Annotated in this window: 18 protein-coding genes; 11 read left to right on the top strand and 7 right to left on the bottom strand. The window is 50.2% G+C overall.

Annotated elements, in window-relative coordinates; genetic code table 11:
- The first annotated feature begins 291 nt into the window (after window positions 1–291).
- The 8 genes from GCU44_RS04985 (at window position 292) to GCU44_RS05020 (ending at window position 11,884) form a co-directional block, all read left to right on the top strand.
- Entirely contained in the window at window positions 292–2,676 is a 2,385-nt protein-coding gene (locus GCU44_RS04985; protein WP_154854613.1) for a PSD1 and planctomycete cytochrome C domain-containing protein, read from the top strand.
- Between the two features lie 3 nt (window positions 2,677–2,679).
- Window positions 2,680–4,137, top strand: a complete 1,458-nt coding sequence (locus tag GCU44_RS04990) for a DUF1501 domain-containing protein (RefSeq protein WP_154854616.1) — start codon at window positions 2,680–2,682, stop codon at window positions 4,135–4,137.
- A 284-nt stretch (window positions 4,138–4,421) separates the two neighbouring features.
- Complete coding sequence (locus GCU44_RS04995) at window positions 4,422–5,378, top strand: aldo/keto reductase (protein ID WP_154854619.1); 957 nt, start codon at window positions 4,422–4,424, stop codon at window positions 5,376–5,378.
- A 31-nt stretch (window positions 5,379–5,409) separates the two neighbouring features.
- Window positions 5,410–6,369, top strand: coding sequence for an aldo/keto reductase (locus tag GCU44_RS05000; protein ID WP_154854621.1), 960 nt, complete (start codon window positions 5,410–5,412; stop codon window positions 6,367–6,369).
- A gap of 648 nt (window positions 6,370–7,017) precedes the next feature.
- Window positions 7,018–7,446 (top strand): response regulator, encoded by a 429-nt coding sequence (locus GCU44_RS05005; RefSeq protein WP_092177264.1) that lies wholly within the window; start codon window positions 7,018–7,020, stop codon window positions 7,444–7,446.
- 85 nt (window positions 7,447–7,531) lie between these two features.
- A complete protein-coding gene (locus GCU44_RS05010; RefSeq protein WP_154854624.1) occupies window positions 7,532–8,989 on the top strand; it encodes a sulfatase family protein in 1,458 nt (485 codons plus the stop codon).
- Between the two features lie 97 nt (window positions 8,990–9,086).
- Window positions 9,087–10,505, top strand: a complete 1,419-nt coding sequence (locus tag GCU44_RS05015; protein ID WP_154854627.1) for a Glu/Leu/Phe/Val family dehydrogenase — start codon at window positions 9,087–9,089, stop codon at window positions 10,503–10,505.
- 11 nt (window positions 10,506–10,516) lie between these two features.
- Window positions 10,517–11,884, top strand: coding sequence for a D-arabinono-1,4-lactone oxidase (locus tag GCU44_RS05020; protein ID WP_154854630.1), 1,368 nt, complete (start codon window positions 10,517–10,519; stop codon window positions 11,882–11,884).
- 124 nt (window positions 11,885–12,008) lie between these two features.
- Here GCU44_RS05020 and GCU44_RS05025 read toward each other — a convergent pair whose 3' ends face one another.
- Window positions 12,009–12,884 carry a 3-keto-disaccharide hydrolase gene (locus GCU44_RS05025; RefSeq protein ID WP_154854633.1) on the bottom strand — a complete coding sequence of 292 codons (876 nt, stop codon included), beginning with the start codon at window positions 12,882–12,884 and terminating at the stop codon, window positions 12,009–12,011.
- A gap of 18 nt (window positions 12,885–12,902) precedes the next feature.
- On the bottom strand, window positions 12,903–14,015 hold the full coding sequence (locus tag GCU44_RS05030) for a hypothetical protein (protein ID WP_154854636.1): 1,113 nt from the start codon (window positions 14,013–14,015) through the stop codon (window positions 12,903–12,905).
- A gap of 156 nt (window positions 14,016–14,171) precedes the next feature.
- Here GCU44_RS05030 and GCU44_RS05035 point away from each other — a divergent pair, with 156 nt between their 5' ends.
- The 3 genes from GCU44_RS05035 to GCU44_RS05045 are packed head-to-tail and all read left to right on the top strand — an operon-like array spanning window position 14,172 to window position 18,203.
- Window positions 14,172–15,584, top strand: coding sequence for a Gfo/Idh/MocA family protein (locus tag GCU44_RS05035; protein WP_154854639.1), 1,413 nt, complete (start codon window positions 14,172–14,174; stop codon window positions 15,582–15,584).
- 12 nt (window positions 15,585–15,596) lie between these two features.
- Window positions 15,597–16,649: a glycoside hydrolase family protein gene (locus GCU44_RS05040; protein WP_241684843.1), complete on the top strand. Its 1,053-nt coding sequence runs from the start codon at window positions 15,597–15,599 to the stop codon at window positions 16,647–16,649.
- Window positions 16,650–16,655: 6 nt separating this feature from the next.
- Window positions 16,656–18,203, top strand: a complete 1,548-nt coding sequence (locus GCU44_RS05045; protein ID WP_154854642.1) for a sulfatase family protein — start codon at window positions 16,656–16,658, stop codon at window positions 18,201–18,203.
- 100 nt (window positions 18,204–18,303) lie between these two features.
- Here the strand turns inward: GCU44_RS05045 and GCU44_RS05050 are convergent, their stop codons facing one another.
- From GCU44_RS05050 to GCU44_RS05070, 5 genes are all read right to left on the bottom strand, one after another.
- Complete coding sequence (locus tag GCU44_RS05050; protein ID WP_206670808.1) at window positions 18,304–19,218, bottom strand: DUF4249 domain-containing protein; 915 nt, start codon at window positions 19,216–19,218, stop codon at window positions 18,304–18,306.
- A 37-nt stretch (window positions 19,219–19,255) separates the two neighbouring features.
- On the bottom strand, window positions 19,256–21,820 hold the full coding sequence (locus GCU44_RS05055; protein ID WP_154854648.1) for a TonB-dependent receptor: 2,565 nt from the start codon (window positions 21,818–21,820) through the stop codon (window positions 19,256–19,258).
- 65 nt (window positions 21,821–21,885) lie between these two features.
- Complete coding sequence (locus GCU44_RS05060; RefSeq protein WP_154854651.1) at window positions 21,886–22,839, bottom strand: FecR family protein; 954 nt, start codon at window positions 22,837–22,839, stop codon at window positions 21,886–21,888.
- Between the two features lie 39 nt (window positions 22,840–22,878).
- On the bottom strand, window positions 22,879–23,406 hold the full coding sequence (locus tag GCU44_RS05065) for an RNA polymerase sigma-70 factor (RefSeq protein ID WP_092177242.1): 528 nt from the start codon (window positions 23,404–23,406) through the stop codon (window positions 22,879–22,881).
- A 75-nt stretch (window positions 23,407–23,481) separates the two neighbouring features.
- The gene (locus GCU44_RS05070) at window positions 23,482–24,186 is read right to left on the bottom strand and encodes an outer membrane beta-barrel protein (RefSeq protein ID WP_154854654.1); all 705 of its coding nucleotides are present in this window, start codon (window positions 24,184–24,186) and stop codon (window positions 23,482–23,484) included.
- Window positions 24,187–24,688: the final 502 nt, after the last annotated feature.

Genomic DNA, 24,688 nt, shown 5'->3' on the forward strand with positions numbered 1-24,688 from the left:
TTGAGCAGATCTGAACGAATCTGTCCGGTACCGAGCAGAAATGGGGCGCCCTACGGGCCATACATTCGTTTCTGCTCGAATTGTTTTTTTCAGAAAAAAGTTACCGCTTTTTTTTTCGTTGATTTTTCCGTTTTTGGTGTTCGTTTACGAACAGGCGCTGTACGGATACGAGGTTGCCGGATCCGGTTAATCCCAGAAAAGGAGCGATTGGATACGTTACGAGCGGTCGGGATTGTGAAAGGCGATTTGGTTATATTTGTAATTCACAGGTAATTGCCTAATTTTAAACACATGATTGGAGGGATTACACGTATAGCAGTTTGGTTTGGCTTGAGTAGTTGGATGCTCAGTTGCAGCAGCGATTCCAGCCAAGGTCTTGCCGACATTCCGGAAGCGGTTAGTTACAACCTGCACATCCGGCCTATCTTATCCGAAAACTGTTTTGCCTGCCACGGGCCGGATGCCAACAAACGGGAAGCGGGCTTGCGATTGGACCGGGAAACGGATGCCTATGCTGCCTTGAAAGAACAACCCGGGCGACATGCATTGGTTCCGGGCGACCCGCAGGCATCGGAGGCGTATTTGCGGACGGTCAGCACCGATTCCTCCGAGCGGATGCCTCCCCCTTCTTCCAATTTGAGTCTCACGGACCATCAGGTCCGTTTGATCGAAAAATGGATCCGTCAGGGAGCCGCTTACGAACCGCATTGGGCCTTCGTGCCCCCGGTCAAGGCAGCTTTGCCCACCGATGATCTGGGATGGGCGCAAAATGAAGTGGATTATTTTGTGTTGAAAGGTATGCGGGAACAAGGGTTGACGCCGAATCAATCGGCAGATAAACGGAGTTTACTACGTAGGGTGTATTTGGATATCATAGGATTACCGCCACCACCTGCGGTTTTGGATCAAGTTGAAACCGCCGAACTGGATCTGGATGCCTTGCTGAATAGCTTGTTTGCCAATCCGGCCTTCGGAGAAAAAATGGCTATCCATTGGATGGACCTGTCCCGCTATGCGGATTCTCATGGGTATCAGGACGACTATTACCGTACCCAATGGCCCTGGAGGGATTGGGTAATCCACGCGTTTAACCAAAACATGCCGTATGACCGCTTTGTCACCTGGCAACTGGCTGGGGACCTACTGCCGGATGCGGGGAAGGAACAGGTGCTGGCCACTGCTTTTAACCGAAACCACAAAATAACCGAGGAGTCCGGAGCGATAGACGAGGAATACCGGGTCATGTATGCCGTAGACCGGACCAACACCCTCGGTAAGGCACTGCTGGGAATTACCCTGGAATGCGCGCAGTGCCACGATCACAAATACGACCCCATTTCCCAAAAGGAATATTTTCAAACCTATGCCTTTTTTAACACCGTTGCCGAATGGGGCATGGAAGAGTCTACGCCTGGCTTCTCCAAGAAAAGTCCGGCGAAATTACCCATGCTGGAGATTTCAGAGGCGGATGTTTCCGATATTCTGCATTTTGTCAACCTGCCCGATAGTACCCGAAGGGTGCAGGCCTTGCTGGCCAATATGGGAAAAGGGGCCAACTACAATTCCCTGCTTGCGGAGTCCAATGTTCTAAAGGTGTCGGTAATGGGGGAACCTGACAGTACACGACAAACCTATTTGCTGGACCGGGGCATGTACGATGCCCCATTGGAAAAGGTGTCGCCGGGAGTACCCGAAGCGATCTTGCCCTTTCCGGAACAGCTACCAAAAAACCGGTTGGGTCTGGCAAAATGGCTATTTGATCCGAAAAACCCATTGACCGCCCGGGTGTTTGTAAACCGCATCTGGCAGGAGCTATTCGGGCAGGGACTCGTAAGCACCCCCGGCGACTTTGGGATGCAGGGGAACTTACCGGTCAACCAACCATTGCTGGATTGGCTGGCAGTGGATTTTATGGAAAGTGGCTGGGACATACAGGCACTGCTCCGAACGATCGTTCTTTCGGCGACCTATCAGCAGTCCTCTCAGGTCACCGCAGAAAAACTGGAACGGGATCCCGAAAACCGCTTGCTTTCTCGCTTTCCCCGGCAGCGCCTTCCTGCCGAAGGAATTCGGGACCTGGTACTCGCCAGCAGTGGGCTGCTGGTTCCGGAAATTGGCGGGCCCAGTGTAAAGCCTTACCAACCCGAAGGACTGTGGGAAGCAGCAACCTCTGGCAGGGGAAACCTGTCCAGGTATCAGCAAGATACCGGTAAATACCTCTACCGAAGGGGATTGTATACGTTTATCAAACGCACGGTCCCTCCGCCCAGCATGATGCTGTTCGATGCCAGCAACCGGGATGCCTGCGAAGTAGAGCGATTGAAGACCAATACGCCCTTGCAGGCACTTGTCATGATGAATGACCCCGTTGTTTTGGAGGCATCCCGGGTACTTGCCGAGCGCTTGCTGGAAAGTCGGCAACCGGTACCCGAGTTGATTGGAAATGCATTTTACCGGATTCTGGGCAGAAAGCCGGAAACAGCGGAAAGGCTCATCCTTGAGGAGAACTACCGGTCTTTTTTCGAGGCATTTGAGGCCGACGGAGCACGGGCAGAGCAATTGCTCGCCGTTGGGGAGTATCCCTTGAGTCCGTCCTTGCCGATTACGGAAAGAGCTGCCTTGATGCAGGTAATTTCCCTGCTTTACAATTTAGAGGAAACGATCACCAAATCCTGAGGTATGGAAAAGGAACTATTGGAACACCGGCTTCACATGAACCGCAGGCATTTTCTTTCCAAAATGAGCCTTGGCTTGGGAAGTGCCGCTTTGGGATCGCTGTTGATTCCGGATTTATTCCGGGGCAATGGTGGTATTGGCGAATCCCCGGGCTCCCTGGGGATCCCCCACTTTGCACCCAAAGCCAAACGGGTTATTTACCTGTTTCAAAACGGAGCGCCCTCCCAGTTGGAATCCTTTGACTACAAGCCAAAACTCCGGGAAATGTGGGGGGAGGAGTTGCCCGAGTCCATCCGGATGGGGCAGCGGTTGACCGGTATGACGTCCAGTCAAAATTCCTTTCCTTTGGTTGGATCCTTTACCAATTTCCAGCAATATGGCGAAGCAAGGGCCTGGATTAGTGAACTTTTTCCCCATACAGCGGGCATTGTAGACGATATTTGCATCATCAAGTCCATGCATACCGAGGCCATCAACCACGATCCGGCACTTACGTTTTTCCAAACGGGTGCCCAGCAGGGCAATCGGCCGAGCATGGGTTCCTGGCTGAGCTACGGGTTAGGGAGTGAAAACAGCAACCTTCCGGCGTTTACCGTATTGCTCTCCAAAGGCAAGGGCAATGGGCAGGGCGTCTATTCGAAGCTTTGGAACAATGGCTTTTTGCCGGCTACCCATCAGGGCGTACAGTTTAGCAATGGGGAGGATCCGGTGCTCTATCTGAGCAACCCGGAAGGAATGCGCCCCTCCGAACGGAGAAAAATGCTCGACCATCTGTCCGAGCTGAATCAAATGGCCTTTCAACGCACCGGCGATCCGGAGATTCAGGCCCGGGTGGCCCAGTACGAGATGGCCTTTCGTATGCAGACGGCCGTGCCCGAAGCCACCGATCTTTCCAAAGAACCCGACCGCATCTTTGATATGTATGGAGCGGATAGCCGCAAACCGGGAACGTTTGCAGCCAATTGCCTGCTGGCCAGAAAATTGTCAGAAAACGGTGTCCGTTTTGTGCAATTGTACCATCAGGGATGGGACCAGCACGGAAACCTTCCTTCCGAGATGACGGTGCAGGCGAAAGACGTGGACCAGCCCTCTGCGGCTTTGATCAAGGACCTGAAACAACGGGGGTTACTGGACGAAACCCTGGTAATCTGGGGAGGGGAATTTGGCCGCACCAACTATTCTCAGGGGAAACTAACCAAAGAAAATTATGGCCGCGACCATCACCCCAGGTGCTTCAGTATCTGGATGGCAGGAGGGGGCGTGAAGCCCGGTATGGTCTACGGCGCCACGGACGAGTTTGGGTACAACATTACCGAAAACCCAGTACACGTGCACGACTTTCAGGCAACCGTGCTGCACCTCCTGGGCTTGGACCACGAGCGCTTGGTTTACAGGCACCTGGGCAGAAAGTTCCGCCTGACGGATGTTTCGGGAAAGGTAGTTCCGGACATTTTGGTATGATGCCCGAGGGGTGCCTGTACCCCTTGCGTCCGTCAACAGGAGCGATTTCGAGCCAAAAATCAAGCGGCTGAAATTTGGGATTGCTCGAAAAAAGCCCCATTTTACCTGCTTAGAAACCATCTTATCTGCTAATTTTCAGATTACCAATTCATTTCATGAAATCGAGCCTGTCTGGCGGGTAGGCAGGCATGACGAGAACGTCACTCCTTGGGGTGGGCCGAAGGGTATCGACGTGACACCATGGGAGATTCCATATGGACTTTAAACATGCAAATTACAAACCTATGAAAAAACTAGTATTTGCCAATGGCGATGCCATGCCTGCGCTGGGATTGGGCACCTGGAGATCCAAGCCAAATGAAGTATTCGAGGCCGTGTTGGAGGCGTTGAAAGTCGGATACCGGCACATCGACTGTGCATCCATTTACAAGAATGAAAAAGAAATCGGGGATGCGCTGGCGACTGCATTTGATGAAGGCTGGGTCCGCCGGGAAGAGGTATGGGTTACCTCCAAGCTATGGAACGACAGGCATCTCAAAGCGGATGTGCTGCCTTCCATCGAACAAACGCTGTCCGACCTGCAACTCGACTACCTGGATCTGTACCTGTTGCATTGGCCGGTAGCCGTCCGGAAAGGGGTGGATTTTCCGTCCAAAAAAGAAGATTTTTTGAGCTATGAGGAAGCACCCCTTACCGAGACCTGGGAAGGCCTGGAAGAAGTGCTGGAAAAAGGCCTTACCCGGCACATCGGTGTTTCCAATTTTAATACCCAAAAGCTGCGTGAAATCCGGGAGTCGGCCAACAAGCAACCCGAATTGAATCAGGTGGAATTGCACCCGTACCTGCCCCAAAATAAACTAAAAGCTTATTGCGACGAGCATTCCATGTTGCTTACCGGCTACGGTCCGCTGGGAGCGGCCTACCGGGTAGCCGCCAAGGAGGTAGATTTCCCCATTCTTCTCGAGGATAACACCCTAAAGGAGATCGCTTCTAAACATCAGGCAACAGTGGCGCAGGTAGCTTTGGCATGGGCTTTGGGGCGCAATACCTCGGTGGTGCCCAAATCGGTTAATCCAGCCCGTATTGCGGAGAACTTTGAAGCCAACAAGCTGCGATTGGATGAAGCGGATATTGCACGGATCAACCAGCTGGAGGGCCCTTATCGGTATACGCCCGGGCCAGCCTGGGTAAGCAACGGCAGTCCTTTTACGTACGCCGATCTTTGGGAAGAATATTTATAAACGATCAGATAATTACCTAAATCGAAAAAACATGAAATACGTAACGTTTGAAAACGGCGATCAAATGCCTATGCTAGGACTGGGTACCTGGAAATCTGCTCCGGGAGAAGTATACCAGGCGGTCTTGTGGGCGCTTGAAGCCGGCTACCGGCACATCGACTGTGCCGCCGTGTACCAAAACGAGAAGGAAGTAGGAAATGCGCTGAAAAAAGCATTTGGAGAAGGCCTGGTCAAACGAGAAGAGGTGTTTGTTACCTCCAAATTGTGGAACAATGCGCACGAAAAGGATCAGGTGGCAGAAGGATTGAAGCGCACGTTAAGTGATCTGCAATTGGACTACCTGGACCTGTACCTCGTTCATTGGCCCGTTTCGCTAAAGACCCATGTCATGTTCCCGGAAAAAGGGGAGGACTTCCTCAATTACGAGCAGGTTCCTCTTGCCGATACCTGGGCCGGCATGGAAGCCTTGAAGCGGGCAGGGAAAGCCAGGCACATCGGTGTCTCAAATTTTAATCAGGAGAAAATCAACGAAGTGCTTGAATCCTGTCAGGTAACGCCCGAAATGAACCAGATTGAATTGCACCCTTACCTTCCCCAAAATGAGTTGGTGACCTTTTGCAAAGAAAATGGACTACAGGTAACCGCCTACTCCCCGTTGGGTTCCGCAGACCGGCCCAAAGCACGAAAGAAAGCCGATGACCCCGTGTTGCTGGAGCACCCGCTGTTCCGGAAACTGGCAGAAAAGCACGAAGCGACCGTCGCACAGGTACTGATCGCCTGGTCGCTTCATCGCGATATTGTGGTAATCCCCAAATCGGTGAATAAGGAACGGATCCACCAAAACCTGCAAGCGGCCTCGCTTCAATTGGATGCGGCAGACATGCAGGCCATCGCGGGAATCCTTGAGCGGCACCGCTACATCGACGGAACGTTTTTTACCGAGGTCCCTGGAAGTCCCTACAGCCAGTCTGATCTTTGGGAACCCGTTTGATTTCGCTACAACAAATGAGCCTTAAGGTATCCCGGATTCGGAAAATGGGTCGTTGGTACCCAAAGGCTGAATAATGCGTACGCATCCATCCCCCCTCGGGTGGATGCTTTTTTGTTTGCCGTTGCGGGGAGAAATGAAATAAATGCTGTGCCGGAAAATGACCTTAACGGGTATCGCATAGCAAATCGTCTGCGGATATAGCGTTGCCGATAGATCAAAACGAGGAGGCTGTTAGGGAGCGGCTCCCGCTCCGGGTTTCGAACAAGGCACAGGCACAGGTGCCAACCAACAGGCAAGCTGACAAGCACATGGGAAATCTGTGCGATAAGATCTCCGATATAGGTAGTTGCTTTCTGCATGAACGGCACAAAACCAACGAAACCGGGACAAGCAGCCGGCACTAACGGGAGCTGTTCCGATTGTTTCTTGCAACGGTGGGCGTATGCGGAATAAGCGTATTTACCGATCAAGTGCGATGCCTGGTCCGCCACCGCACCCGTTGGGTATACTGAATTTTTTATCAAATCAGTACATTTAATCCCTTATTTTTAATAGATTTGTAAGGAGCGTAGAAAAAAATCACTTTGATTACTAGATGCTGACGAAGAGTCGATACTACACGATCATTTACCACACTTGGATTACGTTATGAGGTTGGTGCACGTTTTATTGGTAGAGGATAACGAAGGGGATATTTTTTTGACGACGGAGGCGTTGGAAGAAAGCAAGTTTATCGATCGGATAAGCATCGCGCGGGACGGTCAGGAGGCGCTGGATTTTGTCTGTAAAAACAGAGGCTTTGAAACCTGCCTCACGCCGGATTTAATTCTTCTGGACGTAAACCTACCAAAAAAAAGCGGCCACGAGGTTCTTGGAGAATTGAAAAACCACGAATTGTACAAGAAAATTCCGGTAATCATGCTGACTACTTCGTCCTCGAAAAGAGACATTGACCTGTCCTACGAGAATTATGCGAACTGTTACATTACCAAACCTGTAGAGGTGGGGGATTTTTTAGATGCCATCAGTACGATTGAGCAATTTTGGCTCAACATTGCTGCATTGCCTTCCGTTTAATTCGCTAAACAGGCTTGTATCGAGCAGCGTTGGGTTTTGTTAAGTCGTTTGAGATTGCTAAATTTTGTCAATCAACCATATACCCATGACGCAAACCAAATTCACGACACGCTTGCCCCGGTTACTTTTACTCTGTTTTTTAGTGGCCTGTGGTAGTCAAAACGAGGAGTCCGGTACGGATACGTCGCTTCCCAATATTGTACTTATTTTTACCGATGATCAGGGCTATGCCGATCTTGGTGTTTTTGGGGCACAGGGTTACGAGACCCCGCACCTGGACCAACTGGCAAGTGAAGGGACGAAGTTGACCAATTTTCATGTGGCCAATGCGGTCTGTTCGGCTTCCCGGGCAGCCCTGCTTACCGGTTGTTATTCGAACCGGCTGGGAATATTCGGAGCGTTGTCTCATGAGAGCCAGCATGGGCTGAATCCGGAGGAGGAGACCCTGGCCGAGGTGCTAAAGCCACTGGGATACGCCACCGGAATCATCGGAAAATGGCATTTGGGGCATATGCCCCCCTTTTTGCCCACCAGGCAGGGATTTGATGAGTTTTTTGGCTTGCCGTATTCCAACGATATGTGGCCCTATCATCCGGAACGGCCTAATTTCTACCCCCCGCTTCCCCTTTACGAGAACGAATCGGTCATCGATACGCTGGACGATCAAACCATGCTCACCACCTGGTACACGGAACGTGCGGTGGATTTTATTGCGCGTAAGCAAAATGGCCCCTTTTTCCTTTACCTGGCGCACAGCATGCCGCATGTTCCCTTGTTTGTCTCCGATAAATTCAAAGGCAAATCCGAAAATGGATTGTACGGCGATGTCATTATGGAAATCGACTGGTCGGTTGGTCAGGTGATGGCAGCGCTGCAAAAGCATGGCCTATCGGACAATACGCTGGTGATTTTTACCTCCGATAATGGTCCCTGGCTTTCGTATGGGACCCATTCCGGTAGTGCTGGACAACTAAAAGAAGGCAAAGGCACCTCCTGGGAAGGTGGAGTTCGCGTACCGGGAATCATCAAATGGCCCGGAAAAATCCCCGCCGGAAAAGTGATGGACCAACCGGTCATGACCATAGATTTGCTACCCACACTTGCCCACCTCACCGGGGCCGATCTACCGGAGAAAAAAATTGATGGAAAAAATATCTGGCCCTTGCTTGCGCAGGAACCGGGAGCAGTTTCTCCCCACGACGCCTATTACATTTACTATAACCGTAACGAACTGCAGGCGCTGATTATGGATAACTGGAAACTGGTTTTTCCCCATCGTTACCGATCTCTTCCGGCAAGCAGCGAATTGCCGAACGACGGCACGCCGACCCGGTATGAAATGGTGGAACTGGACCAGCCGGAATTATACGATCTTTCCAGCGATCCTGGTGAAAGCCAAAACCTTGCCGGGCAGTATCCGGAAGTAGTGGAAGAAATGATGCAGCTCGCCGAGCGTGCCAGGGAAGATATGGGAGATGCCCTGCAAAATAGGACCGGAGCAACTAATCGCCCACCCGGCCAACTTACCGCTACCGATAACTAGCAGGTTTGAAGGGTGGCTTGCCTTTAGAAGATTAGGCACACTCATTGCGGTCGGGTAACTAGAAAATTAACAGGAACCTTTAACGAAAAAAAAATTTATGGTAAAACAGCAGGAATACAGTCTTTTTGAAGATGTGTGCAAAGTGGTGGACCACGCTGCCAGTCACATGGATATCCATCCGGGACTTTTGGATCAGATCAAACAATGCAACAGCGTGTACAAGTTTAATTTCCCCCTTCGAAACGGGGATGGGACCTACCAGGTGATCGAAGGATACCGGGTGCAGCACTCCCATCACAAATTACCGGTAAAAGGAGGGATTCGCTACAGCAGTTTTGTGAATGAAGAAGAGGTAAAGGGCCTGGCCGCACTGATGACGTACAAATGCGCGCTGGTAAATATCCCGTATGGCGGTGCCAAAGGAGGTGTCACCATTGACCCAACAAAATACACCACCGATCAACTGGAGAAAATCACCCGAAGGTATACCTCCGAGTTGATAAAAAAGAAATTTATCGGTCCGGCCATCGATGTTCCCGCGCCGGATTACGGAACCAGTAGCCGGGAGATGGCCTGGATAGTTGATACATTTGAGGCGTTTAATCCCGAGGTGATCAACGCCAAGGGATGCGTGACGGGCAAACCCCTTTCCCAACATGGCATTGAGGGTCGGACAGAGGCCACCGGTATGGGAGTGTTTATTGGAATCCGCGAAGCTGTCAGCGTGCGTGAAGACATGGAAGCACTGGGTCTCGGTGTGGGATTGGCCGGAAAGAAAATCATCGTTCAGGGCTTTGGAAATGTCGGGTACTATTCGGCAAAATACTTGCAGGAAGCCGGCGCCAAAATCATTGGCATTGCGGAATACAACGGTGGTATTTGGAACGAAGACGGCATTGATGTAGAGGAAATCAAAACCTATCAACTGGTGAACAAGGGGTTTTTGGGTTATAAAAAGGGAACGTTTGTTGAGAATGCCGCATCCATGCTGACCTATCCCTGCGATATTTTGATACCGGCTGCCCTTGAAAACCAGATTACCCTGGATAATGCGGATAAGGTTCAGGCGAGAATCATTGGCGAAGCCGCAAATGGTCCGGTAACCCAGGATGCCGACAACATTCTCCTTGAAAAAGGGATCATGGTCATTCCCGATATGTACCTGAATGCGGGAGGGGTGACCGTTTCCTATTTCGAGTGGTTGAAAAACCTATCCCGGGTTTCTTTTGGAAAACTCGAAAAGCGGTACGACATGAAGAAATACGATGCGCTGTTGGAAACCATCGAAAAGGCGACGGGGGATTCGTTTAGCGAGCAACAGAAGGAACTGATCGTTCGGGGAGCAAGTGAGCGGGACCTTGTCAATTCGGGTTTGGAAGAAACCATGGTAACCGCCTACCATCACATGAATGGTGTGCGCAAGGAAAAAAATATCAAGGACCTGCGAACCGCAGGCTTTATCGTCGCGCTGGAACGTATCGCCATCTCCTACATGGATCTGGGAATTTTCCCTTGATTTTTTCCCGGATGAAAAAAAGGAAATTCTTAAAAAACACCTCTCTTGTCCTTGGAACCAACCTGATTTTGCCCATGGTAGCATGTGATTCGCAACCCCGTTCGCAGACTGACCCCGAGCGGTTCAACTGGGCGGGAAACCTGCGGTATAGTACCGCCATTTTGGACAAGCCCACGGACCGGGATGCCCTCCGGCAACGTATCAAAACATCGTCCAGGCTAAAGGTGTTGGGTACCGCGCATTCCTTTAATGCGATCGCGGATAGCAAACACCGGCAGGTGGCGCTGGATCAGCTGGAGGCGGACATTCAAGTGGATGCTGCCCGGGGCACTGTTAGCATGAATGCGGGGGTGCCCTACGGTGTCCTGGCTCGAAAGCTGGAGGAGCAGGGCTTTGCGCTGCACAACCTGGCTTCCCTGCCGCATATTTCGGTAGCGGGTGCCTGCGCCACCGGTACGCACGGGTCCGGTGATGCCAATGGCAACCTGTCTACCGCCGTTACGTCCATGAGCCTGATGAAAGCCGATGGGGAAATCACCGAACTCAACAGGGAGAATAATCCGGAGGAATTTCAGGGGACCGTTGTCCATTTGGGCGCATTGGGGGTTGTTACCCGAATTTCGCTTTCGATTCAACCTACCTTTTCCATTCGGCAGTACGTTTACGAAAACCTGCCATTTGAGCAATTGGCCGGTAATTTTGATGCCGTTTTTTCTTCCGGATACAGCGTAAGTTTGTTTACAGATTGGCAAAAAAATCGCTTTAATCAACTCTGGATCAAACAGAAAGCAGGGGATCTGGAAGAGGATGCCATGCCGGAGGAACGTTTTGGGGCAACATTGGCCAGGGACCATTTGCATCCCATCAAGGAAATCTCTGCGGTAAACTGTACCGAACAAATGGGGCTGTCAGGACCCTGGCACGAGCGTTTGCCGCACTTCAAGATGGATTTTATGCCCAGCAGTGGAGAGGAACTTCAATCGGAATATTTTGTTCCCCGGGACCGGGCAGTGGAAGCGCTTGCTGCATTGTTTGCGATGGGAGAAACCATTTTTCCGTACTTGCTGATTTCTGAGGTAAGGTCCATACAAAAAGATTCGCTGTGGTTAAGCCCGGCTTACGAGCGGGACAGCATCGCCCTGCACTTTACCTGGAAACGGGATTGGGAAAACGTGCGGAAACTCCTGCCAAGGATCGAGGAAAAGTTAAGGCCGCTCCAGGTCAGACCTCATTGGGGGAAATTGTTTACCCTGGATCCCCGCTACCTTCAGAATCGGTACGAACGCATGGATTACTTCCGCGCGCTGATGAAGCGAATGGATCCGTCCGGGAAGTTTGTAAATGCCTTTCTTCAAGAAAACCTGCTGAGTAAAACGTAAAGCAAACGGCATCTCAACCGGAAAAAAGAGAGATGGGACGCATTGCAGGTATGCCAGGCAAAAGTCAACGTACAGCGGCGGTCTTTCCGTGGGAGAGACCGCCGCTTTTGCTTTTTGAAACCCCTTATTCGGCTGTTTTTAATAGATCCAACACCTCTGCCAGTTTTTCGGGATCGTCCTTGTAGGGAGCCAAATCAAAGATTTCCACCCGCCTGAAATCAATGGGATGGCTTTCACTCTGGAGCGAAATGAATCCCTCGGAAATCAATTGGCCATCTTTTTTTATCTCGGGATTGTGGTTGCTTACGTTGCCTCCGCCCATTTGGGGCTGCTGGTAGGTGAGTACTGTGTCTCCTTCCACAATGTGGTGAATGATGGAATCCCCCAACACCAGAAAATCGGCCGTTACCCACTGTTCGCCATGATAGGTTTTAGAGGAAGAACTGGTACAGTGCGGGGTAAATAGCTCTCCGCTCATGACCACGTTGGTGCCCGGGGTACACAGGTTGCTCGTGGTACGCGGATTTTCACCGTCTCCGCCCAGTAATTGCCCTTCGATGGAAATCGGAAAATCCTGATCCCGGGTCATGGTTTCGGGATCCTGACCGTGCAGCATCACGCCGGAGTTTCGCAGCGCCCAGCCTTCTCCCTCTGGAGCTTGCTCGCCCACAAAACGGTATTCCACCCGGTACAGGTAATGGGAAAAAGACTCATCGTAAAAAATATGCCCGTATTGCCTGTCAAAGGATTCGTACCCATCGTAGCGGACTTTGAGCAAACCGTCCTCTACCCGAAAGGTATTGGCATAGTTTTCATCGAGTTCGTGTTTGGCTATTTTTATTCGCCAGTTTTCCATATCCTTCCCATTAAAAAGGGAGCGCCAGCCGGAAGTGATATCCAGGCTTTCTTTTTCGGTTTCGGTGCGCGGCGAACAGGCCAGCAACAGGCTACCGGCAAAAAGAAATGCCAGCAATTGGGTTTTGGTACGTGTGGGTGTCATATTGGTAAATTAACTGCTTCACAAGCTGGATTGAACATGTAATTTAAGAATTTTCACTTCATGTATTCGATCCGGAAAATAGCCCGGATCGAGTAGTACGTAAAACGGCTGGTCCGGTCCCTCAAAATTAAGCAGAAACAATAGCTCTTTTGGCAGGGCGAGTGGCTCGGACCAACCGCTTTCCGGGAAATACCATTTCACTACTTGTCCGGGCAGGGTAGCGGCTGGCGGCAGGCTGTCCCGGTACAGGCCCTCAAAGTAACTTACCGCGAAGCCGTTTTCCAGGCCAAACAGCCCCGTAATCTCCCCTTCGGCAAGGATGGAGCCATCGTTGCCCAGGGGAAGGGTTTGGCCCTTTATCCGTGCAAATGACGCGGCCTCTAGCGGTACACTTTCCTCCCAAGCCCCTTCCTCGGCAAGGTTGTATCGGTGGATCAACGGCTCTTTGTTGAAAGCAAGGTACAGGTGATCACCAGCCCGGCTGATTAGCGGAGTGGAGGGTTCAAAATGCAGGTCCTGCTGGTATTGACTTTCGGGGGATAGCCGTAAAAATGGGGCCGTTTCGCCGGTCACCAAATCTAACTTTTCCAGCAAGTGATTGTCCCGGTAGTATCCCTTCGCATAGGGGCTTTTGTTTCCTCTTCCGGGAAAAAACAGTAACAGCTCTTCGTTCCATTTCTCCATGATCTGCACGTTCCGTTTCAGGTCCACCACCCCATTTGGGAACGGCATCAGCCGCTTTTCCCGAAGGCGTAGGTTTTGGTCGAGCAGGCCGATTTCTCCTTTGATCGAATGGGCGAATAGCTCCCCATTGGGTAGTAGTTTTAAGCCATTGACGTAAAACAGGCCGTTATCGCCTTGTGGAGGCAACGAATTGCTGGCCAGCACGGCTCCGGTGCTATCGAAAGCCAGGTAGGTCCCGGAACGGTAGTTGTAAAGCACACCCCGGTTTCCCAAAAAGTCTGCGGCATGAATTTCTCCTTCAAAAGGAATCGACAAGGTATCTAAAACGGCCAATGTATACCGGGATTGCTTCTCAAAATCTCCAGGCCCGCAGGCCACGACTACGAACGCAACCAACCCGTGTAAGATAAAGGAACGGATAGAATTCATGTCGAAAGTTACGTGCATTTTTTAGCCTTTTCAAACATTTCAGGGAAACTAATCGGTGATTTTTACCCGAAATTCTCAACAAATGGTTTATCTTCATGCGTCCTTTTCCGTTTCTTTAGAGACGGGGTGCAGGGATCGTTTGGGACGAACAGATCAAAATAACCAAATAAATAAATGAACGATAAACGCAGACAATTTATCAAGTCCGGGCTCCTCGGAGCTGCCGGTATTTCCATTATCCCATCCTTTGTTTTGGGCAAGCCTCTGGGGCACATTGCACCCAGCGAGAAAGTAAACCTCGCCTGTTGCGGTATCGGTCACCGAGGTGGAAGCATCACCAAATCGCTTTACCAAACAGGGCTGGCCAACATTGTGGCCTTGTGCGACGTGGACATGGGAGCGCCCCACACGGAGGAGGTCATGAAAATGTTTCCCAATGTGCCCCGATTCAAGGACTTTCGGGAAATGTTTGACAAAATGGGGAAGGACATCGAAGCGGTCAGCGTAGGTACGCCTGATTTCTCTCACTTTCCCATTACCATGCTGGCCATGTCGCTTGGCAAACACGTGTACGTAGAAAAGCCGATGGCCCGTACCTTTCAGGAAGTGCAGCTAATGATGGACGGTGCCAAAAAATACAAGGTGGCCACCCAAATGGGAAATCAGGGCCATTCGGAAGCCAATTATTTCCAATTTAAGGCCTGGAAAGAGGCAGGAATCATCAAAGATGTCACCAATATGACGGCCCATATGAACGGTCGCAGGAGGTGGCACGGTTGGGACACCAATATCATCTCCTTTCCCGAAAAGCAGCCCATACCGGATACGATGGACTGGGATACCTGGCACACCACTGCTCATGAGCACGCCTATAACGAAGATCTGGTGAACGGACAATGGCGCTGCTGGTACGATTTCGGCATGGGTGCCTTGGGCGATTGGGGCGCGCATATCATGGATACCGCCCACGAATTCCTGGATTTAGGGCTTCCGGAAGAAATCATTCCTACCCGATTGGATGGTCATAATACCTTCTTCTTTCCCATGGAGACCACCCTGGAGTTCAAATTTCCCAAGCGAGGAGATATGCCTGCCATGACCATTACCTGGTATGATGGGCAAAATAACATCCCGCCGGTACCGGAAGGATACGGTGTATCCGAATTGGACCCGAACATCCCTCCTCCGAGTGACGGACAACTGCAGCCGGCCAAGCTCAACCCCGGAAAAATCATTTACGGAAAAGACCTAACCTTTAAGGGGGGATCGCACGGCAGCACGCTATCCATTATTCCCGAGGAAGCAGCCAAAGACATGGCTTCGCAGCTCCCGGAAGTTATGGAAAGCCCTTCCAACCACTTTGCCAATTTCCTGAAAGCCTGCAAGGGAGAGGAGAAATGCCGGTCTTCTTTTGATATCGCCGGACCCTTGAGTCAGGTATTTACCCTGGGCGTTCTTTCACAGCGACTCAAGGCCCATTTGACGTTTGACCGGGAGTCCAAACAAATCACCAATCACGCACTGGCCAATCAGTTGCTGGCAGGCGTTCCGCCACGAAAAGGCTGGGAGGAATATTACAAGCTATAAATTGGCTTGTTGATGAATCGTTTTCAGCAATTTCTGCTGGTTACGCTAGGCTGCTGGGGAGGGGTTTGCTGCAAGCCCTCCCCCCAGCTTCCATTGGAGGTTTCTGCGGAAACCATGCAGGAGGTGTACGAACGGATCAAAACCCCTTATAAATACGGCGTGGTATTTCAGCACAGCGATACCACCAAACTGGTAGACAGTCCCACCGTCTTCCGATACGACGATCAGTGGTACATGAGCTACATCGTCTTTGACGGAACGGGCTACGAGACCTGGCTGGCCAAAAGCAGTAATTTATTGGATTGGGAAGAGCTGGGCAAGCTGCTTTCCTTTACGAAGGATACCTGGGATGCCAATCAAAAAGCCGGATACCTGGCGCTCGTCGACACCGAATGGGGTGCCGGAAACGAAGTGCATCGCCATGCAGGTACCTACTGGATCTCGTATCTCGGTGGAGCCACCGCGGGGTATGAAGCCGGTACGCTGGGTGTGGGTATGGCCAAATCGGAAAATCTGGTCCTTGCCGAAGAATGGGAGCGGATCACTAGTCCGGTACTGTTGCCTGGCGACTCCTCCGCGCGCTGGTTCGAAACCGATAAAATCTACAAATCCCACGTCATCCGCGATGAAGATCAATTGACCGGGTATCGGTTTGTCATGTATTACAATGCCAAAGGGGACACCGCCGCCTATGAAAGTATCGGCATGGCGGGGTCGGAGGACATGGTAAACTGGACTCGGATCGGCGAAGAACCTGTTATCACCCGTGGAGAGGGTATTTGCGGAGATGCGCAGGTAGTAAAGATAGATGACCTATATGTGATGTTTTACTTTGGCGCTTTCTGGAAACCCGGGGCTTTTGAGCGCTTTGCCTGCTCCTACGATCTGCTGCATTGGACGGATTGGGAAGGGGAAGACCTGGTGGCGCCCTCCGAGCCCTACGATGCCGTGTACGCCCACAAACCCTGGGTGATTCGTTGGGAGGGTATTACCTATCATTTTTACAATGCCGTTGGAAATCAGGGTAGGGTGATTGCACTGGCCACTTCCGTTCCTTTAAATTGAGAACCCATGAAAAATTGCTTGAATTTTAGCTTTTTCCTGTACCTGATCCTTTTCTGGGGAACAGATGTCCTTGCTCAGGGTCTGGATGCGAGGGAGAATCCCCCCAATATTGTCATCATCTTTGCGGATGATATGGGGTACGGGGATATCAAGGCCCTGAATCCCTTGTCCAAAATTGAAACACCTGCCTTGGATGCACTGGCTGCGGAAGGCATTACCTTTTCCAATGCCCATGCCAGTGCCTCCGTATGTACGCCCTCCCGTTTCGGCCTGCTTACCGGGGAATACGCCTTCCGAACGCCCGCCGCAGCCCGGGGAATTGGCGGATTTACTCCCCCGGTAATGGACACAGACCGCATGACCATGGCTACACTTCTCAAAAATGCCGGCTACCGCACCGCTATCGTCGGGAAGTGGCACCTGGGTTTGGAATGGGTCACTAAGGACGGCAAGGCTGCGGTATTGGATGTGGAAAGTGGCCATTCCAATGTGGATTACAGCCAGCCGGTTCGGACCGGACCCAACGACTTTGGTTTCGATTATTCGTTTATTCACCCGGCATCTTTGGATATCCCTCCCTACGTTTTTTTGGAAAATCACCGGACGGTGGATCCGGAAGTGATTTTAACGACAGACGTGTATCCCCGGCGCAAGGAAAACACGGAATTTTCCTGGGATAAGAAACACAGCAACGATCAGGCCGTGTATTGGGAAAAAGGCGTATGGTGGCGGCAGGGAGAGATGGCCCCTTCCTTTCGGGTGGAGGATTGCCTGGATGAAATTACCAGTCAGGGCCTGGCCTTTATCGAACGCCAATCGGCGGACACCCCTTTTTTTTTGTATGTACCACTGACCGGCCCCCATACCCCCTGGCTACCTTCGGAGGAGCATACAGGTAAATCCGGAGCGGGGCTGTACGGAGATTTTGTTATGGATATCGATCAGGTGGTAGCCCGCATAAAGCAGCAGCTCCACGCGCAGGGCTTGCTGGAAAACACCATTCTGATTTTTTCAAGTGACAATGGGGCCTATTGGCCGGAGGAAGAGATTTTATTGTACGGTCACGATTCGAATAGGGGTGTACGGGGACAGAAGGGCGATGCTTGGGATGGCGGCCACCGGGTTCCGCTGCTGCTATCCTGGCCGAAGGGCATACGGGAAAAAGCAACTTACCCAGGGCTAGTCAGTCTGACCGATCTTTTCGCCACGGTGGCCGGCTTGCTGGATCAAAAGATACCGGCAGGAGCGGCCCTGGACAGCTACAGTTTTTTACCGGTAGTGCAGGGAGACATGCAATACCTGGCTCGTACTGAGATGGTCCATCATTCCTCTTCCGGTATGTTTGCCATCCGGACGTCGGAATGGAAATACATCGATGGGCTGGGTTCGGGGGGCTTTAGCGCTCCTACTCGGCTTAAGCCCGCGAAAGGCGGGCCCAAGGGGCAGTTGTACCGAATCCGGGAAGATCCCTATGAAAGAGACAACCTATATGCGAATTATCCACAGGTGGTAGAAGAGCTTAAAGCCCAGCTGGAGGAGATCGTCGATCGGTGAGCCGACGGGACTCAGATAGGGTTCGCCTAGAGACAACCCCAAACGTAAGAAGTACCTGGAATACAATGGGTAGGCGCTTCGCATAGTGTTCAGCCCGGGATTATTCAGTGAACCGAAATGGTAAATCTACCGAGTTGAGCGTACCGAATATTCCGAACCCACCGCTTACATTTGACAAAATGGTCACTGGCTCCTGAAAAATCTGGTTGGCGTTGCTGTTATCATAAATAGATCTGGCATAATCCATCATGGATTTTGAGATTTTGGACACCCGGACGGTCTGCGCGTATTCTATTTTTACAGTTTCGTTTGGGAAAGATACCTCGTAATCCTCAAAGTAATCCGTTGTCAGTTGTAATGTGATATCCGGGCTGTCGGCAAAGGCTTCGTTACTGAAGTAAAGGGCTTTTCTATTACCCGTGTCGCCGTAGCAGTTATCCAGGCAAGTATAATCCTTCAGGAGCGGATTAGCGGAGGCCAGTCTGTACCAATTGATGGTTTCCTCACGCTGAATTTCTCCGTTTGAATAATGTATGGCCCGGATATCCAAACTGATTTTGTAGTATGCTGTCTGACCTGGAGTATTCTCGAGCGTGAGGGTATGCTCAACTGAAGGATTCGGACTGTTGGTTAAGGGGCTGTTTTTAGTATAACGGTGATCGTTGACTTTGGGCCTGGCTGGCAATACCTCAACATCGGTGGTTACCTCTGGTAGTCCTTCAGCCTTTACCGAAATACTGTAAATGCGATTTTCCCTGGGAATTTGGTCCAACACATATACCCCCGCTCCCTCATGGGTCATGGTTCCCAGCAGCGCGTCGTTCTCAAACACGTTTACTTCGGCATCGGCAATGTGGTAACGTGCGCGGTCGTAATCTACCTGAGCAGGAACGGGAATGGATCGTACCAGGTCCACGATCATCGGTTTTTCTTTTTCAAAATAGGCATGCAATACTACCTTGGGTTCCTCCCGGATGATAGCAATACTGATGTCGTCCTCGCAGGATAACAGCATTGAGCTGCACAATAAAGGATATAGCATTTTTTTCATATCAGAAACTTCTTCTATAAGAAATACTTGGGATCAATTGAAAGAGGCTGTACTGGACAAATCCTGCATTCTCCCCACTTAGATACTCCAGAAAAACCGGATTTCTTCGGGCATAACTATTGTAGATTCCGAAAATCCAGCGACGCTCCCCATTTTTCTTTTCTCTGATGAGGGAAGCGCTAAGGTCCAAGCGATGATAAGCCGGCATCCGATACGCGCCTCTTTTACTAAATGCCACAATGAGCTGATTATCTGGATTGAGGTATTGTACTTCCGGTAAGGTCACCGCCTGTCCGGTTCCAAGTACCCACACCCCTGAGTAGACAATTTTTTTACTTTTATTGAAGTTTACCGCCAGACTTAAATCGTGTCGACGATCAAAGCGGTAAAAATATTCCTTTCCCAGGTTAAGGTCTGGAGATTTTCTAAAAGCCCATGCAAGGGTATAACCCAGGAATCCGTCCAATTTTCCGGCTTTCTTCTGAGCGAGAAATTCTACGCCATAACTCCGGCCTTCCACGGCAGTTACTGTTTCCTGCCAGTCGGTATTGATATCGGCGTAGTTGATTCCTTCCTTGTATTCCAGCAGGTTATCCATTTCCTTATAGTAGCCTTCGAGAGAGAACTCGACATTAGGATTGGGGGTATAAGCCAAACCTCCGGTTACCTGATACGCATCCTGGGGAGGTATATTTTCGGTAGTCGGCACCCATAGATCGGAAGGCAGTCCGACGGTAGTCGTTGTTAACAGGTGCAAAAACTGGGTCATTTTTGCATAGGCCATCTTGGTAGATAGCTTGGGGCCTAGCCGGTAATTCATAGAAACCCTTGGTTGTAGCGAACTGTAGGTTTTTTCTGGTAGGGAAAACGAAGAAAAATGCAGCCCCATGTTGATGTCGAATCTGTTGCCCAGCTTGATATCATCCTCAAAATAGCTGGCAGTTTCCAAGGCAGTAATGGGTTCGGTAAACAGGCTGATTGCGGAATTGAAATTAGCGGTGGACAGCGCTTTGGGCGTAAACGTATGATAGGTAAGCATGCTGCCAAACTTGATGGATTGGTTTGGAAGTGGGAAATAATCGAAATCGGCTTTAAAGGCCACATCGTCAATGCCCGAGTTGAGTGAATTGCTATAAATTTCCGGTTCAGGGGTATTTCCTGCTACGCCTTCAAACGTGCGCACATAGGCATTGCTAATGTCATAATAAAACCGGCTGTAGGTGATACCCATATTGCCAAAAAGCTTTGAATTATAGGTATGATTCCACCGGAAGGCGGAGATGAAATTGCCCCATTTGAGAGCATTTCTTTCCTCATTACTGACTACCTGACTACTGTTTTCAGAGATAGCGTCATTCATCAGGCTTAGTTTGTCGTTACCCAGATACGTACTGAAATAAATTTTATCCCGATCTGACAGCGAATGGTTTATCTTGGCGTACAAGTCATAGAAATGGTAGCCGATATCTTGGTTCAGGGACCTCAAAATGGGCCTGGCAAGCACATCCCAGTACGTACGGCGTCCCGAAACCATAAAGGAAGTTTGTTCATTTATGGGTCCTTCCAGCGTGATTGCGGAGGCGAGCAGCCCTACCGTGGCATCTCCCCGAAACTCCTGTCGATTTCCTTCTTTCATTTGAATGTCCAGTACCGAAGATAACCTACCGCCGTAGCGGGCCGTAAACCCGCCCTTGTAAAGATCCACATTGTTGAGGGCATCGTTGTTAAACGTGGACAGAAAGCCAAATAGGTGCTGCGTGTTGTACAGGGGAACGCCATCCAGAAGAATTAGATTCTGGTCAGGCCCGCCGCCTCGCACGTAAAAGTTGCTAAACCCCTCCAAGCCGCCACTAACCCCCGGTAGCAGTTGAATGCTCTTCATCAGGTCCGTTTCTCCCAGTAAAACAGGTAAATTGCTCATCTGCCGTATCGGTATTTTCAGGCCGCTGATTTGTGAGGTCTCGACGAGCGACTGCCCGCCGTGTACAAGTACTTCTTCCAGGTTACTGGTGCTTTGGACCAGTGCCACATTAAGTTTTACATCCTCGCGTAGCTCCAGGCTGTGCTTTAACCGTTCATATCCCAAATAGCCTACCCCGATGGTATGGGTACCTGCCGGCAGGCTGGCCGAAAAGAAGCCGTACGCATTGGTCACGACGCCTGAATTGAGTTCCGGAAAGAAAATGTGAGCACCAATAAGCGATTCGCCGGAAGCGCTGTCTGTCACATAGCCGCTAATGCTAAACCTTTCTTTGGATGCCTGTTTTACCCTTTTTTTCTTTTTGACCAGGACTTTCTTCTCGCTGATCTGGTGTTCGTGGGTTTGGGAAGGAAACATAAGGTTGAGAAGTCGTGTGAGTTCATACCTTTCTTCAGGGGTGCTGACGATCTGCTCTTCGTCTACATCAGAAGACGGATAGATAAACGAATGCTGCGTCTGCTCGTTGATGATCTTCAGAAGATTACGGATCCGGTATTCCTGCTGAGGTAGCCTTATGCCGAAGTGATCCTGTGCTTTTATATCGAATGCCGATAGGAAAAAAAGCAACACATATACATTTTTCATATCATTTACTTACTTTTTTGAACTCGCGAAGGGAAGCATGATGGTATCGCTGAAATCCGCCGGCCTTATTCATTACAGTCAATTTTTTCAATAATGACCAGCTTTGCGTTTATGCTGTAGTTGATTCCCAGGATGAAATCCAGGTGTTGCATCGTTTCTTCCAGTGTTCCGGCATCCAGATTTCCGCTTATCTCGCAGCCGGGCCAGGCGCCATCGTAGAAAAATTCTACCAGATAGGTTTCACTCAGAACACTGAATACCTCCTCTAGTGGGCTATTTTGGAAGTTCAGGGACTTTGGATTCTCCCGAAGGTTTTTTTTCTCTAGCTTACTTCCCGTTAAAATTACCTCTTCACCGGGTTGTAGTGTTACAGAGTCACGGGTAGTGGTAAATAAAACTTTTCCTTCGTAAAGCCTCAGACGGGTGGACGTTGCTTTTTTATCGGTATTGAGCGTGAAGGCGGTTCCCAGTACAATGGTTTGACTGTTGAACGTATTGACGATGAAGTGCTCAGCGGCATTTTTTTTCTGAATCTGAAAGTAGGCTTTTCCAGCAAAAGATACGTTCCGATCCGAGGACTGAAAGCTTTCGGGCCTATAGCTTATCCAGGAGTCGGGCTGTAGGTAAACGAGGCTGCCATCGGGAAGATAATGGGATTCAGCCTGCTCTTGGGCGGCAATTGTGACCGTTTGCTGTCCAATCCAAAAATCGTATCCCAGCCAGGCAAAGCTCAGTGCAAATACCAGTACCGCTGCTACTTTCCACCAGGTGTTGTGGACTGACCTGCCCTCACCCCACTTGGATTGTGTTTTAAACGTTTTCCAGTTTTTGTCAAGATCAATCGCCCGGTAAATTTTGGAATCCATGGACTTTTCCCATATTTTCTGTGTCTGCTCCGCATACTGTCGATTTACCTCGCTACTGTTCAGCCAATCTCCCAGCGTATGTAGTTCTTCCTCAGTCGCGGTACCGCTGAGTTTTCTGATGATGAGCGTATCGATATTTTTACTTGTTTTCATAATTTGTCGTGATTTAACGGTATTGGCTCGGTCTGTCTCCTACGGGTTCAATTCGAAGAAAAGAAGTAGGAATGCCAGGATTGTGTACACCCTTTCCCGTAGTAGCTTCAGAGCTTTGCTAATTTGGGTTTCTACGGTTCTGATAGAGATATTCAGCTGAATGGAGATATCCTTGTTACTGAGTCCATCATTTCGGCTCATGGTGAAAACGTTTCTGCAGCCCTGGGGCAGCGCATCTATGGCCACCTGTATTTTTCGCTCAAATTCCGCTTCTTCCATCAGGTCCCGGAATTCTTCCTGCACCATTTCATCCGTATGTATACCCGATATTTTTCTTGATTCACGCTTTAAGACATCCATGGTCTGATTATACACCGCTCTGTATAAGTAGGATTTTAGGGAACTATGTATCTTCAGGTGGTTTCGGCTGTCGTAGAGGGACAGAAAAACGTTCTGTACCACATCCTCCGCCAACTCCAGATCGCGGGTGTATTTGTGCGAAAAGACCGCCAGGGGCTTAAAAAATTGCAGGTACATTAGTTTAAACTTTTTATCGTAGTCATTCATTGCAAAGTAGCCTGAGAATAAGTTGATAGTAATGAATTTCCGGAATTTAAATCAAAAGTGCTTGATCCTGAGCGTTTATCGATGATTTATTCTTTTTATGGCAAAAGCCAGAGACAGGCTGAAAGCTGCATTATGTAGAACAGGATTGGCATTATCCAGCGCATTTGAAATCAGGTTGCTCAGTCCTTTACTGTATTGAAAGCTGAGTGTACCGGTATCGGATAGCCGATAGGCGATGCCTGCCATGAAGCCAAAATCGCTTCTCCGGAACCCTATGGGAATCAGTGGATCGTCCTCAGCTGCCGGTGTGTCGCCGAAAGTCAGTGATTGCTCATTGACAAATTTTCGAGGTTCCCCCAATTCCAGGTACTCAAAGATTGTGGTGCTCCTGCCGCTGATCGCGTAGGCAGCGTATGCCCCAAGTTGTATTTGGAATTTGTTGATGTTGTAATAAGCCATCAGTGGCAGTTCCATGTAATTGAGGGCAAACGTTGCCTCACCCTTTCCAACACCATCTCTCAGCTGCTCAAAATCCAGTTGGAATCCTTTCCCTGAATAAAGTAGGCCGGTATGCAGGCCAAACTGATCGAGGAATCCCTGGTCCAGTGTCAGGCCGATTCTGGGCGAAACCTGCGCACGCGCACTTCCACCGATGTAGGATGAGGAAAATGAAGAATTGCCAGAGGAATAGTTTAGGCCTCCCATTATACTGACCGTCGTCTGGGACGTGGCAGCATGTACAGAGAAAAAAGAGAAGAACAGAATAATGAGATTTTTCATAGTAGTATGATTTTTCTCTATGTCCGTTAAGCTGGATAAAACACGTACGCGAAATGAAAAAAAATACCAATTTGAGGACGATCGGTCCTGCCGAAGAAATTTATCGGCTTTGGATGTTGCGTGAACAAGGTTTCATCAGGTACACTGGCAGCGGGCAGTTTAACTCGTTCTCTACGGTACGGGTAGATCCTCCATTACCTGCCTGCAGGAAGCTTTGACAAACTGATGAAGATAAGAATATTTTCCCTAATTGGTAGGGTGGCGAATCCGCCGAGCCAACGCCCACCAAACTCAACGCAGGCACCTACCTGACTCAATCCGCAAAGGACCAGATGGTGATAGTGAGCTGGCCGGAGGTCTGCGACGCTCCGGATCCGGCAACCCCATTGCTTTACTTAACCTGGCCAATATCTTTGCAGGAGATTTACTCCAGAAACAAGCCCCCGAAGCCTATCGATCTATGCACTATACGATCAGGACAGCAATAGATATGGGGTGGAGG

Source organism: Cyclobacterium xiamenense (assembly GCF_009467825.1).
Lineage (GTDB): Bacteria > Bacteroidota > Bacteroidia > Cytophagales > Cyclobacteriaceae > Cyclobacterium > Cyclobacterium xiamenense.

What these genes read in the sequence shown, in the direction of transcription:
- GCU44_RS05070 (WP_154854654.1), bottom strand. Translation starts at nt 24,186, where the DNA reads ATGAAAAATCTCATTATTCTGTTCTTCTCTTTTTTCTCTGTACATGCT.
- GCU44_RS05030 (WP_154854636.1), bottom strand. Translation starts at nt 14,015, where the DNA reads ATGCACGTAACTTTCGACATGAATTCTATCCGTTCCTTTATCTTACAC.
- GCU44_RS05020 (WP_154854630.1), top strand. Translation starts at nt 10,517, where the DNA reads ATGAAAAAAAGGAAATTCTTAAAAAACACCTCTCTTGTCCTTGGAACC.
- GCU44_RS05000 (WP_154854621.1), top strand. Translation starts at nt 5,410, where the DNA reads ATGAAATACGTAACGTTTGAAAACGGCGATCAAATGCCTATGCTAGGA.
- GCU44_RS05015 (WP_154854627.1), top strand. Translation starts at nt 9,087, where the DNA reads ATGGTAAAACAGCAGGAATACAGTCTTTTTGAAGATGTGTGCAAAGTG.
- GCU44_RS05065 (WP_092177242.1), bottom strand. Translation starts at nt 23,406, where the DNA reads ATGAATGACTACGATAAAAAGTTTAAACTAATGTACCTGCAATTTTTT.
- GCU44_RS05025 (WP_154854633.1), bottom strand. Translation starts at nt 12,884, where the DNA reads ATGACACCCACACGTACCAAAACCCAATTGCTGGCATTTCTTTTTGCC.
- GCU44_RS05050 (WP_206670808.1), bottom strand. Translation starts at nt 19,218, where the DNA reads ATGCTGTTATCCTGCGAGGACGACATCAGTATTGCTATCATCCGGGAG.
- GCU44_RS04990 (WP_154854616.1), top strand. Translation starts at nt 2,680, where the DNA reads ATGGAAAAGGAACTATTGGAACACCGGCTTCACATGAACCGCAGGCAT.
- GCU44_RS05035 (WP_154854639.1), top strand. Translation starts at nt 14,172, where the DNA reads ATGAACGATAAACGCAGACAATTTATCAAGTCCGGGCTCCTCGGAGCT.
- GCU44_RS05010 (WP_154854624.1), top strand. Translation starts at nt 7,532, where the DNA reads ATGACGCAAACCAAATTCACGACACGCTTGCCCCGGTTACTTTTACTC.
- GCU44_RS05040 (WP_241684843.1), top strand. Translation starts at nt 15,597, where the DNA reads ATGAATCGTTTTCAGCAATTTCTGCTGGTTACGCTAGGCTGCTGGGGA.
- GCU44_RS05060 (WP_154854651.1), bottom strand. Translation starts at nt 22,839, where the DNA reads ATGAAAACAAGTAAAAATATCGATACGCTCATCATCAGAAAACTCAGC.
- GCU44_RS05005 (WP_092177264.1), top strand. Translation starts at nt 7,018, where the DNA reads ATGAGGTTGGTGCACGTTTTATTGGTAGAGGATAACGAAGGGGATATT.
- GCU44_RS05055 (WP_154854648.1), bottom strand. Translation starts at nt 21,820, where the DNA reads ATGAAAAATGTATATGTGTTGCTTTTTTTCCTATCGGCATTCGATATA.
- GCU44_RS04995 (WP_154854619.1), top strand. Translation starts at nt 4,422, where the DNA reads ATGAAAAAACTAGTATTTGCCAATGGCGATGCCATGCCTGCGCTGGGA.
- GCU44_RS05045 (WP_154854642.1), top strand. Translation starts at nt 16,656, where the DNA reads ATGAAAAATTGCTTGAATTTTAGCTTTTTCCTGTACCTGATCCTTTTC.
- GCU44_RS04985 (WP_154854613.1), top strand. Translation starts at nt 292, where the DNA reads ATGATTGGAGGGATTACACGTATAGCAGTTTGGTTTGGCTTGAGTAGT.